General features: G+C 71.5%; 11 protein-coding genes. 2 read left to right on the forward strand and 9 right to left on the reverse strand.

Annotation, left to right across the window (positions count from 1 at the left end):
• The first annotated feature begins 196 nt into the window (after positions 1 to 196).
• Complete coding sequence (locus tag LPU43_RS23485) at positions 197 to 1882, forward strand: class I adenylate-forming enzyme family protein (RefSeq protein WP_229402682.1); 1686 nt, start codon at positions 197 to 199, stop codon at positions 1880 to 1882.
• Positions 1882 to 2601, forward strand: coding sequence for a tRNA-dependent cyclodipeptide synthase (locus tag LPU43_RS23490; RefSeq protein WP_229402802.1), 720 nt, complete (start codon positions 1882 to 1884; stop codon positions 2599 to 2601). The genes LPU43_RS23485 and LPU43_RS23490 overlap by 1 nt, the downstream gene beginning before the upstream one ends.
• 28 nt (positions 2602 to 2629) lie before the next feature.
• On the opposite strand, the gene LPU43_RS23495 is transcribed toward LPU43_RS23490, so the two are convergent.
• The 9 genes from LPU43_RS23495 to LPU43_RS23535 form a co-directional block, all read right to left on the reverse strand.
• Positions 2630 to 3745, reverse strand: coding sequence for a metal-dependent hydrolase family protein (locus tag LPU43_RS23495; RefSeq protein ID WP_229402683.1), 1116 nt, complete (start codon positions 3743 to 3745; stop codon positions 2630 to 2632).
• Positions 3746 to 3858: 113 nt separating this feature from the next.
• The gene (locus LPU43_RS23500) at positions 3859 to 5355 is read right to left on the reverse strand and encodes an MFS transporter (RefSeq protein WP_229402684.1); all 1497 of its coding nucleotides are present in this window, start codon (positions 5353 to 5355) and stop codon (positions 3859 to 3861) included.
• Between the two features lie 11 nt (positions 5356 to 5366).
• Positions 5367 to 6176, reverse strand: a complete 810-nt coding sequence (locus LPU43_RS23505; protein ID WP_229402685.1) for an S-methyl-5'-thioadenosine phosphorylase — start codon at positions 6174 to 6176, stop codon at positions 5367 to 5369.
• Positions 6173 to 7366, reverse strand: coding sequence for a pyridoxal phosphate-dependent aminotransferase (locus LPU43_RS23510; RefSeq protein WP_229402686.1), 1194 nt, complete (start codon positions 7364 to 7366; stop codon positions 6173 to 6175). The genes LPU43_RS23505 and LPU43_RS23510 overlap by 4 nt, the downstream gene beginning before the upstream one ends.
• Positions 7363 to 8121, reverse strand: coding sequence for an acireductone synthase (mtnC, locus tag LPU43_RS23515; RefSeq protein ID WP_229402687.1), 759 nt, complete (start codon positions 8119 to 8121; stop codon positions 7363 to 7365). Before mtnC ends, LPU43_RS23510 begins: the two co-directional genes overlap by 4 nt.
• Positions 8118 to 8702 (reverse strand): 1,2-dihydroxy-3-keto-5-methylthiopentene dioxygenase, encoded by a 585-nt coding sequence (locus tag LPU43_RS23520; RefSeq protein ID WP_229402688.1) that lies wholly within the window; start codon positions 8700 to 8702, stop codon positions 8118 to 8120. Before LPU43_RS23520 ends, mtnC begins: the two co-directional genes overlap by 4 nt.
• 43 nt (positions 8703 to 8745) lie before the next feature.
• On the reverse strand, positions 8746 to 9414 hold the full coding sequence (mtnB, locus tag LPU43_RS23525) for a methylthioribulose 1-phosphate dehydratase (protein ID WP_229402689.1): 669 nt from the start codon (positions 9412 to 9414) through the stop codon (positions 8746 to 8748).
• Positions 9411 to 10931: an S-methyl-5-thioribose-1-phosphate isomerase gene (gene mtnA, locus LPU43_RS23530; protein WP_229402690.1), complete on the reverse strand. Its 1521-nt coding sequence runs from the start codon at positions 10929 to 10931 to the stop codon at positions 9411 to 9413. The genes mtnB and mtnA overlap by 4 nt, the downstream gene beginning before the upstream one ends.
• Entirely contained in the window at positions 10928 to 11698 is a 771-nt protein-coding gene (locus LPU43_RS23535) for a class I SAM-dependent methyltransferase (protein WP_229402691.1), read from the reverse strand. The genes mtnA and LPU43_RS23535 overlap by 4 nt, the downstream gene beginning before the upstream one ends.
• Positions 11699 to 11823: the final 125 nt, after the last annotated feature.

Below are 11823 nucleotides of genomic sequence, written 5' to 3' on the forward strand. Positions count from 1 at the left end.
AAACCTCGTCGCGTTTCCCTCGGCATTCACCTGCGAGAAGCCGGGCGGCCGGTGATGCTATCACTCAACGGGTCGCGGCTCGCTCGATAATTGCCTCCGGATCGCTTGACGCCGCAGTTGAGGACCATTTTTTTACTGATCGGCCGCAGCGCAACCGCCGCGAGAATATGTGGGGTCGCGAACCCCTACTTCGACCTTGACGAATGCTCCGCTGCGACAATACGGTCATGGCCGTCGTGACTGTCGCGAGCAGGAAGGCGGGGGAGCGGTGGCCAACCTCAAGCTCTGGGAAACCAGCATCGGCCTCCTCTTCGACCACAGGGCCGAAGTGGGAAAGCCGATGATCTTCCGCCCCAGCCGGCCGTTGGACATCGATCCAGCGGGACAGGAAGTCCTCGACCTGGAGGCGATCGCCAAGCTCGTGCGCAAGACCGCCGGGGCGCTGTACGCGGCGGGGCTCCGCTCCGGCGACCGGTTCGTCGTCTACAAGGACAACCACTTCGACTGCCTGCTGCTCGCTTCCGCCGGGGTCAGGATCGGCGCGATCCCGGTCATGGTGTCGGGTCTACTGCCGCCCGGCCCCACGCAGGTGCTGCTCCAGCGGGTCGAGCCGAAACTGTTGGTGAGCAACCAACGGCTCCTGGCGGGCAGGGGCGGCGACGGCGCTCCGCTCTCCACGTTCGCGGAACAGACCCTCTCCCTCGACGAGGGCGACGCCGAAGCGCTGTCGTTCGCCGAACTCTACGGGGCCGAGGATCCGTCGCCCGCCCCACGCGCCGACGACGAACTGATGATGCTCACGCACACGTCCGGCACCACGGGCGTACCGAAGCTCATCATGTACACGCCGGCCAAGCTGCAGCGCCAAATGGCTCGGCTGGAGTGTCGCCACCTGCCGCCCATCACCTTCGCCCGCGACGACGTCGTGGCGATGTTCACGCCATACGTGCACGCCCGCGCATTTACCTGGATCTACTCGACGCTCACGCTCTCCCCCACCAAGGTCCTGGTGATGAGCGACAGTGACCCCGAGGTCGTCGGCCCCATGTTCCAGCAGCACCGGCCCACGGTGATCGAGGCGTTGCCGATCGACTACTTCCGGCTCGAGAAACTCGCCAAGGACCCGCGGAGCAACGCGTTCTCCTCGGTTCGCACGTTCATCAGCAACTTCGACGGGGTGCGTTGGTCGACGATCCGCCCGTTCCTCAACGCCTCGCGGCACCCGTGGCCCCTCTGGCGAGAGGGTTACGGGCAGTCGGAGACCGGCGGGATGGGAATGACGTTCGTGAGCCGACGCACCGCCAACAAGCGGCGCGAGGAGCTTCCCGGGCCGCGGCGGGTGGGCCGGCCCATGCCCGGCTTCGTCACCCTGAAGGTGGTCGACCCGAAGACCTTCCAGCCGGTGCCCAACGGTAGGCCGGGGCTGGTGCTCGCCCGCACGAAGGCCCGCTGCATCGGCTACTACAAGGAGCCCGAGCGCTGGAACGAGAAGGCTGTGGGCGAGTGGTGGAACACCGGTGACATCGGCATCAAGACCAGGACGGGCGCGCTGATGATCATCGACCGGGAGGTGAACTACGTCCCGGGTGACAGCAACCTCGAGCAGGAGGACGTGCTCGTCGACCGGCTGCCGGGCGGGCACGACGTGGCGCTGCTGCCGGTGTCCGACGGGCCGCCGGTGCCGATCGTCGCCGCGCCCGACGGCAGGCTCGACAAGGATCTGTGGCGGCAGGTGATCCGCAATCGCCCCCCGATGGCCGAGCCGATCGTGATCGATGCCGGGGACATGCCCCGCACCGGTACCGGGAAGATCATCCGGGAGGAACTGCGCCGGCGGTACCTGGACGGGGCCGAGCATCCTGGAACCGGTCGGTGGACCTGATGGCGGGGCGCGGGGGAGCAGCCCAGGACAACGGAAACCTTCGACAGGGGCCCTTCGTCGTCGAACCGTTCACCGACGGCAGCCGCGCGATCTGGGAGCAGCGCGAGCACGTGGTGCTCGGCGTGAGCCCCGGCAACAGCTACTTCCAGGTGTCGCGGCTGGCCGGCCTCCTCGGCTGGCTCTGCGCCGAGTTCGAGCGGGTCGACGTGGTCATTCCGGACTCGGCGCTGCGGCACACGTACCTCGCCCTCGGCTACGAGCCGCAGCGAGCTGCCCGCAAGGCGCGCGGCGAGATCAACGCGCTCTACAACCGGGTGGTCCGGGCCTGGCAGACCCAGGGTGGGCCCCGAGAGCTCGACGGCCTCAACCGCATGTCGGACCTGGTGTCCAACGACGTCTACCGCGACAGTTACGCGGAGTGCGACCGGGCTCTGAAGGAGGACCCCGCCCTGCGGAAGACGTGCGAGCAGATGAGCGAGGAGGTGCTCGCCGCGCGTGGGTACGACGGCCCGCACGACTCCGAACGCATCGAGCGGGCCATGCAGTACCTCCTCCTCGAGCTCCCCTTCTTCCTGGCCTCGGCCGACATCTTCGGCGTCCCGTCGTCGCTGAACTTCTACCACCAGCGGCTCGCGCTGGCGGAGCTCATCTTCTCCGGCGGTTCCGTGCTCGATCCGTCGCCCCGTCAGGGGTACGCCACCATCTACCCGGCCGTCTGACGACGCCGGGCTGGCTGGGCTGACGGCATCAGCGGGCCTGCGGTCCGGCCAGCAACCGCCCCGCCGCCATGAGCAACCGGCGGTACTTGGCCGGCTCGGCGAGCACCCCCAGGTGCTCCAGCGGATTGCCGTCCGTCGCGATCAGGTCGGCGTGCGCACCCGGGGCGATCACCCCCAGGGTTTCCTCCGCGCCGAGCATCGCGGCGGCGGTGGAGGTGGCCGAGCGGATGATGTCGAGCGGGCTCAGCACCTCCCGCCGCAACTGGAACTCGTCGAGCTGGTGGCGCTGCATCCCGCCCAGCAGGTCGGTGCCGAAGACGATGTTGACGCCACCCCGGTGCGCGGTCTCCAGCGCCCCCAGGCCCGCGTCGAGCACGTCGTACACCTTGCGGTGGACGTGCTCCGGTATGCCGGCGGCCCGGCCGTCCCGGGCGATGGCCTGGTAGGTGACCAGGGTGGGGACCAGATAGGCCCCGGTGGCGCGGAACAGCACGACGCTGCTGTCGTCGAGCAGGTTGCCGTGTTCGATGCTCCGTACCCCGCACTCCAGCCCCCGGTTGATCGCCTCCGCCGTGTACGCGTGACCGGCGACGTACCGCCCCGCCGCGCGGGCCTCGGCCACGATGGCGGTGATCTCGTCCAGGGCGAACTGGGTGGCCTCGATCCGGTCGGTCGGCGAGGTGACCCCGCCACCCAGCATGATCTTGATGTGGTGCGCCCCCTTGCGGAGTTCGTCGCGGGCCGCGCGGCGGCACTCCGCGACGCCGTCGCACACCCGGCCGAAGTCGGGGCAGCAGTACGGGACGGTCCCGACGTTGCGGCCGGGGCGTCGAACGTCGCCGTGGCCCCCGGTCTGGGAGAGCGCCTTGCCGGCGAAGAACAGCCGGGGCCCGGTGACGAGGCCGTCGGCGACGGCGTCGGCGAGGCCGTGGTCCGCGCCGCCGCAGTCGCGGACCGTCGTGAAGCCGCGCATCAGCATGTCGTGCAGCGCCCGGGACGCGTGGGCCCCCACGTAGTAGTGCGACAGGTCCGGCAGCGCGGAGAGGTCGGCCGTGGCCGCCGTGACGTGCACGTGGCCGTCGATGAGCCCGGGCAGCAGGGTGGCCCCCTCCAGGTCCACCACCGGTGCCTTCCCGTGCCGCACCTCGGCACCGCTCGGCGATCAGCCCGTCGACGACCAGGACGCGACGGTCCGGCGTCAGGGTGCCGGCGACCGGGTCCAGCACGGTCGCGTTGACCAACAACCAGGTCCTCCGGTCATCTCGGGCCGACACGGGGACTCCTTCCTTCTCTGCCGACGGCGACGGGGCCGGGTGCGCCGGGCACGGTCCGGGGGCCGGTGACCGCCGCCGCCGGCCCGTCCGGCGCGGGTACGGTCGCCGACCGGCCGTCGCTGATCTCCTCCAGCGCCCGCCCCCTCGTGGACACCCCGAAGACCAGGACCACCACCACACCGACGGCGAGCGCTCCCGTGGTGATCAGGAAGACACCGTCGAAGCCGATGACCGGGTAGGTCACCCCGATCAGGATCGGCGCGGAGATCCCGCCGATGCGACCGACCGCCGACGCGGTGCCCATGCCCCGCGCCCGGACCGCGGTCGGGTACAGCTCGGGGGTGTACGCGTAGATCGCGGCGTAGACCCCGTTCATGAAGAAGGAGAGCAGTCCGCCGAAGATCATCACCTGCGCGGAGATGTCCGACCCGGAGAGCAGGTACGCGGCCACCGAGCCACCACCGAGGTAGAGCGCGATCGTCCACTTGCGGTCCAACAGGTCGTTGAGCGCGGCGGCGGAGTAGTAACCGGGGATCTGGGCCAGGTAGATCACGATCGAGTAGGTGAAGCTCTTCGCGATGGTGAGCCCGTCCGCGTACAGCAGGGTCGGCATGAAGGTGAAGAAGCCGTAGAACGAGAACGTGATCACCAACCAGAGGACCCACAGGACGGCGGTGCGGCCGGCCAGGTCCCGCCGCCACAGCCCGCCGACGCCGGCCCGCCGGGGCGGCGCGGTGCCCGGCGGGGGGTCGGCCGGGGCGACGGTGGGTGCCGGGACGGCCGGGGAGGTCGGTTGGATGCCGGCCGACCGTGCTGCCTGCCGTTCGATCGCCTCGACCACGGCGCGGGCCTCGTCGGTCCGCCCCTGCAGGAGCAGGAAACGGGGTGACTCCGGCACGGACCGACGCCACCACAGCAACAGGACGATGGGCACGGCCGCGACCACGTGGAGCACCCGCCATCCCTCCGGCCCCATCGGGACGATCCACCGGGCCAGCAGCGCGGCACCGACGTACCCGAAGGAGAAGAAGCCGGCGAGCGCGCCGATGAACCGGCCACGGAGTCGTCCGGGGACGAACTCGGAGAGGAACGCCGGGATGATCGCCGACTCGGCCCCGGTGCCGACACCGGCGACCAGCCGGGCCAGGAAGAAGAACTCCCAGTTGGGCGAGACCGCCGCGACCAGGGTGGCCAGGCAGAACACGGCCAGCGCCCACATCATCACCCGACGCCGGCCGATCCGGTCGGCGATGATGCCGGCGCCGAGGGCCCCGAAGAAGAAGCCGATGAGCGTGGAACTTCCCACCAGACCGGTCTGGCCGCCGCTGAGCTGCCACTCCTCGCTGATCGAGGGCAGGACGAAGGCGACGGTGGCGACGTCGAGGCCGTCGAACGTGAGCCCGAGGCCCCCCATGGCGAGCAGGGTCAGGTGTGGTCGGGAGAACGGCAGCCGTTCCAGGCGAGCCAGCAGGTCGGACACCGGGCCCCCGTTCAGGCCGGCTCGGACGGGAGATCGATGCCCTCCAGCGTCGCACCGCACCGGCAGGCGGGCGTCCGGGGCAGCGCGTCGACGACCCGGAGCAGGAGGGCCCGCAACCGTTCGACGTTCTCGGCGAAGACCTGGAAGACGTCCTGCTGTTGGACCTCGTCGCCGGGGGCGAGACCGGCGTCCAGGTCGGTCACCAGGGCGATGGAGGTGTAGCACAGGGCGAGTTCCCGGGCCAGGGTCGCCTCGGGCTGGCCGGTCATGTTGACCAGCGACCACCCCTGCCGGGCGTACCACCGCGATTCGGCCCGGCTGGAGAAGCGCGGCCCGTCGATCACCACGGTGGTCCCTCCGTCGGTCACCGCGCTGCCGTGCTCGCGGGCGGTCTTCAGCACGGTCTCCCGACCGACGGGGCAGTACGGGTCGGCGAACGAGACGTGTACCGCGCCCGAGTCGTAGTAGGTCCCGTGCCGCCCGGAGGTGCGGTCCACGATCTGGTCCGGCACCACCAGGCTGCCCGGCCCCAGTTCGGGCAGGAGCGAGCCGACGGCACAGGGCGCGAGGACCTGACGTACCCCGGCGGCGCGCAGCGCCCAGAGGTTGGCACGATAGTTGATCCTGTGTGGGGGAAATCGGTGGTCGGCGCCGTGCCGGGCGAGGAAGGCGACCGTCCTGCCGCCCACCTCGCCCACCGTCAGCGGACCGCTCGGCGGGCCGAACGGGGTGTCGACCGTGATCTGCTCGCTCTCCGCGAGCAGGGCGTAGAACCCGGTGCCGCCGATGATCCCGACGTCGGGTCGTGCCTGCGTGGTCATACCGCCTCCTGGTGGTACGGCGTGGTGAGGCCGGCCAGTCTGCGCGCCGCCTCGTCCAACACCTCCGGCTCCTTGCAGAACACGAAGCGGACGATCGGCAGACCGACGGCGGGGTCGTCGTAGAACACGGCGCTGGGGATCGCCGCGACCCCGGCCCGGTGCGGCAGCTCCCGGCAGAAGCGGATGCCGTCCGCCGTACCGAGGGGTCGGATGTCGGCCTGTAGGAAGTACGTTCCCTGGCATGCGTACGGGGTCAGACCGGTGGCCTCCAGACTGGCCCGCAGCCGGTCCCGGTTGGCCTGCAACCGCGCCGCCTGGGCCCGCACCCAGGGCTGCTGGGTTCCGAGTGCCTGCGCCACCGCGACCTGGAAGGCGGTGCCCGAGGCGAAGGTCAGGTACTGCTTGACCCGCCGCACCGGCTCGACCAGGTGGGCCGGCCCGCACACCCAGCCGACCTTCCAGCCGGTGGCGCTGAACGTCTTCCCCGCCGACGAGATGGACAGCGTCCGTTCCCGCATCCCCGGCAGGGTGGCGAGCGGGGTGTGCACGGCGCCGTCATAGGTCAGGTACTCGTAGACCTCGTCGGTGACGGCGATCAGGTCGTTGCGCCGGCAGCAGTCGGCGATGGCGGCCAGCTCCTCGGCGTCGAACACGGTGCCGGTGGGGTTGTGCGGGCTGTTCAGCAGCAGTACCCGGGAGCGGCGCGAGACCGCGGCCGAGAGGTCGCCGGGGTCGAACCCGAACCGGCCGGTGGCGTCGGGACGCATCGGTACGACCCGTCGCCGCCCCCGCGCCAGGGCGATGCTGGCGGCGTACGAGTCGTAGTACGGCTCGAAGACGATGACCTCGTCGTCCGGCGCGCAGTGTGCCAGCAGGGCCGCCGCCAGGGCCTCGGTTGCCCCCGTCGTCACCAGGACCTCGGTGTCCGGGTCGTAGTGGGTGCCGTAGCGCAGCGCCCGCTGGGCGACGATCGCCTCCCGCAGTTCGGGGAGCCCGGCCAGCGGCGGGTACTGGTTCGCGCCCGCCGCGATGGCCGTCCGGGCCGCCTCCAGCATGGCCGGCGGGCCGTCGGTGTCCGGGAAGCCCTGCCCGAGGTTGACCGCCCCGGTCCGCTGCGCCAGCGCGGTCATCTCGGTGAAGATCGTCGTGCCCGAGCCGGTGCCGGTCGGGCCGGCGGGTACCCGGATCATCGCGACCCCCCGGCACCGGACCGCGCGGCCGGCAGGCCGTGGCCCACCGGCAGGGGCCCGCCGGTCAGGTCGTCCCGCAGGTCGAGCTGGTCGAAGGCGGTGACGACCGGATGGTCGCCGCCCACCGGCGGCGTGTCGTCCCGCTGGACCGCGACGGTGTGCCAGCCCGCCGCCCGGGCCGCGTCCAGCTCGGCGGCCACGTCGGACAGGAACACGATCGAGGCCGGGTCGGTGCCGATCGCCCGGGCGATCGAACGGTACGAGTCCGGCTCCCGCTTGGCGCCGCCGTTCTCCAGGTCGAAGAACCCGGTGAGGTACGGCAGCAGGTCGCCGTGCGGGCTGTGCCGGAACCACGCCCGCTGCGCCGTCACCGACCCGGACGAGAAGATGTGCACGGTCCACCCCCGCGCCGTCCACGCCCGCAGGGCCGGTGGCACGTCGTCGTAGACGTGCGACACGAGCGCGCCGCTGGCGAGGGCGTCCTGCCAGATCAGCCCCTGGATGGTCTTGAGGGGCGCGACCTTGACGTCCCGCCGGATCCAGTCCCGCAGGATGTCGACGATCTCGTCCCGGTCGGCGTCCGGCCGGTCGGCGGTCCTGGCGGCGGAGCGCAGCGCTTCGGCGACCGCCGGCTCGCCGCCGTGGGCCGCCAGCCAGGACCCCAACACGCGGGACGCGTACGGGAACAACTGGTCGTGCACGTAGCCGATCGAGCTGGTGGTGCCCTCCACGTCGAGGACAACTGTGCGGCTCATGGCAGCCGGGCCGCGCGCAGCTCGTCGAGGCTGGGGAACCCGCTGGCGATGCTCTCCGGCAGGAAGCTGCCGATCCAGCCGTCCTCCTCCTGGAAGAACCGGATGGCGGTGAACTCCGGCCGCCCACCCATGTCGAACCAGTGCGACGTGCCGCGCGGCACCCAGAGCAGGTCGCCCGCCTCGCACACCACCGCGTAGACCTTCGCGCCCACGTGCAGGTAGAAGCAGCCGGACCCTTCGACGAAGAACCGCACCTCGTCCTCGTCGTGGGTGTGTTCCGAGAGGAACTTCGTCCGCGCCGCGTGGGCCTTGTCCGGCCACTGCGGGTCGGTCTCGTCGGGCTTCATCCGTACGACGTCGACGAGCCGGAACCCGCCCTGGGCGCAGATCCGGTCCACCTCTGGTCGGTAGGCGGCGAGAACGTGGTCGGGCGAGGCGTCCGAGGCCAGCTGCCGACCGAGTTCCCACTGCTCGAACTGCACGTCGAGCGGGCTGAGGGCCTCGCGGATCTCGTCGGGCCGGTCGGTGCGCACCAGCACCGTCCGGGCGTCGTCGTCGGGCATGACCTGCAGCAGTGTCACGGTGTTCTCCCTCACTGAGTCGCTGGCGTCCGATGGGTGTCTGTCAGTCACCGATGAGGAGGGCGAGCTGGCAGAGCGCTTCGAGGCACTCGAGGCGGTCGCTCGCCTCGGCCAGGTCGGATCCCCAGGTGGTCGCGCCGTGATGGGCGATGAGCAGCGCGGGCGCAGGGTCGGTCGCCGGGCGGGCGAAGTGGTCACCGACCTCGGCCGCGATCCGGGGCACCTCGCGCCAGTTCGCGAAGAGGGGGACCTCGATGCTGTCCAGGTACGACCGACCCATGCCCTTGATCAACTCCAGGTCGGTGAAGCGCACCGGCCCGCCCCCGGCCCGGAACCTGCGGCTCGCCAGCGCGGTCGCGTACGGCGGATGGGCGTGCACCACCGCCCCGACCGTCGGAAAGGCCCGGTAGACGGCCAGGTGGATGCAGGTCTCGGCGGAGGGCCGGGGCGAGCCGGGCCGCACCGGCGCACCGGTGTCGGCCCGGACGAGCACCGTGTCGGCCGGGGTGAGCCGCCCCTTGCCCAGCCCGCTGGCGGTGATCAGGACCGCGTCGGCCCCGGACCGGACCGAGACGTTGCCCGAGGTCCCCGGCATCCAGCCCTGGTCGTAGAGGGCCCGCGCCGTCGCGCTCAGCCCGGCAGCGGCGTCGTACTGCTCCACAGTGGCGTCGTACGGGGCGGTGGCGACGACGTCCACGGCGTGCGCCGTCATGACCGCTCGGTCCGGAGCGCGACCACCCGGTGGGGGTGCAGTCGACGGGCTCCGCCCAACTCGGCCAGCTCCAGCAGCACGCCGACCCCGGCCACCGTGGCCCCGCTCTCGGTGACCAGCTTCGTCACCGCGGCCAGGGTGCCGCCGGTGGCGAGCACGTCGTCCACGATCAGCGCCCGTCCGTCCGGCGGCAACGCGGACTCCTGCATCTCCAGCACGTCCTCGCCGTACTCCAGGTCGTACTTCACCGACCGCAACGGGCCGGCCAGCTTGCCGGCCTTGCGCACCAGGACCAGCGGCTTCCCCGCGGCCAGCGCGACCGCGGTGCCCACCATGAAGCCGCGTGCCTCGACGGCGACGACATGGCTGAACGCGTCCCGGTACGCGGCGGCCAGGGCGTGGGCCGCCGCCCCGAGCGTCGCCGGCTGCGCGTAGACACCGGCCAGGTCACGGAACCGCACCCCGGGCCGGGGGAAGTCCTCGACCACCGTGGCGAGCCGGTCGATCCGGTCCGCCAGCTCACCGACGCCCGGGTCGGCGGGGTGCCAGATGCGGTCCTCGGTCACGATCGCGGTGACCAGATCCCTCGGCGTGACGTCGAAGGCCGGGTTGAACACCTGTGTGCCGGCGCAGGTGGTAGCGACACCGGCGATGGAGGTCACCTCGTCGCCCGGCCGCTGCTCGATCGAGATCGCGGCCCCGTCGGGCGTTTCCTCGTCGATGGTCGACTCCGGGGCGACGACCACGAACGGCACGCGGTGGCGGGCCGCCGCGACGGCCAACGGGTACGTGCCGACCTTGTTGGCGACGTCGCCGTTGGCGGCGATCCGGTCGGCGCCGACCACGACGCAGTCCACCAGGCCGGCGGCCAGCGCGCTCGCCGCCGCCGAGTCCACCAGGAGCCGATGGGGTATGGCGGCGTCGCGCAGCTCCCACACGGTCAGGCGGGCCCCCTGGAGCAGCGGTCGGGTCTCGGTGGCGAAGACCATCTCGACCTGGCCGTGCCCGGCGAGGTGGTGTACGGCACCCAGCGCCGTGCCCACCCCGCCCGTGGCCAGCCGCCCGGTGTGGCAGTGGGTCAGGATCCGCAGCCGTGGCCGGGGGCAGAGTCCCCGGAGGAGATCCGCCGCCCGGGTCGACGCGGCCCGGTTGACCCGCTCGTCCTCCTCGGCGAGTGCGGTGGCTTCGGCGAGTACCGCGTCGGCGCCCTCGGCCAGCCGGCTCAGGGCACGGTCGACCCCCCAGGCCAGGTTGACCGCCGTCGGCCGGGCCGCGGCCAGGCGCGCGGCGTCCCTCCGTACCGGCTCGTCCGTCCCGTGCCGGTGGGCGGACAACGCGACGCCCAGGGCGCCCGCGATCCCCAGCGCCGGGGCTCCCCGGATCGCGAGTCGTGCGATCGCGTCGATCAGCTCGTCCACGGTGGTGATGCGTAGAACGTTCCGGCGGTGCGGCAGAGCGGTCTGGTCCACCGTGACGATGGCTCCGTCGTCCCACGCCAGGGTCGGTTCGGCGGTCATTCCCCGGTCCCCGCGGCGTCCTTGGCCCCCACGACGAGGTGCATCTGGCCGGGGGTCGAGATGTTGTTGTTCAGCATGTATGCCTGGATACGGTCGGGCGAGTCCTCGTGCGACCCGATCCAGTGGTCGATCTGCGCGTCGGTGAACGGGCAGAAGTGCTGCACGCCGACCGTGCCGAAACCGGCGGCGGTCAGCATCGCCGCGGTCTCCTCGGGAGCCGGCGTGGCCCGCAGCAGCCATTCGCGGTCGGCGGACCCGTAGAGCGACAGCATCCGTCCGTCCGGCCACGAGGTGTTCCAGTTCGAGACCACTACACATCCGCCGGGGGCGAGGAGGCTGTGGACGGTGGCCAGCGTGTCGATCCGGTCGGCGTCAGGGATGTGGGCGAACGTGCCCATCATGAAGGTCACGAGATCGAAGCTCCGCTCCGGAAGCGTGACGGTACGGATGTCCCCGCAGACCAGCTCCACCCGGTCGGTGACGTCGGACCGGCGCAGTTCCTCCCGGGCCATGGCGACCGCCGCGTCCGCGACGTCCAGGCCGACGCTGCGCCACCCGGCGCGGGCGAACAGCATCGGGTACCGGCCCGTGGCGGTGCCCACGTCGAGCATCCGGCCGGCGGGCTGTCCGCGCTCGGCGAGCGCGTGGAACAGGGCGTCGCGCTCCAGACGCTTCTTGATCTCGTCGACTCCGCGAAGGTGGCGGTATTCGCGGTACCAGTCCGAGCGATATGTGATCGTGTCGGCGAACTGGTCGGTAGATGACATGGATCTCCCCTAACCAATACGGATGTTCGAGCAGAACCAACCGACTGGGCAGAACCAGCAACCGGATCGCTGCGCTGCGAGGTGCCCGCTTCCTGGATTGGCGGAACGGAACTGCCGCCGCTGCC

This window comes from Micromonospora okii (genome assembly GCF_020884795.1).
Classification (GTDB): domain Bacteria; phylum Actinomycetota; class Actinomycetes; order Mycobacteriales; family Micromonosporaceae; genus Micromonospora; species Micromonospora okii.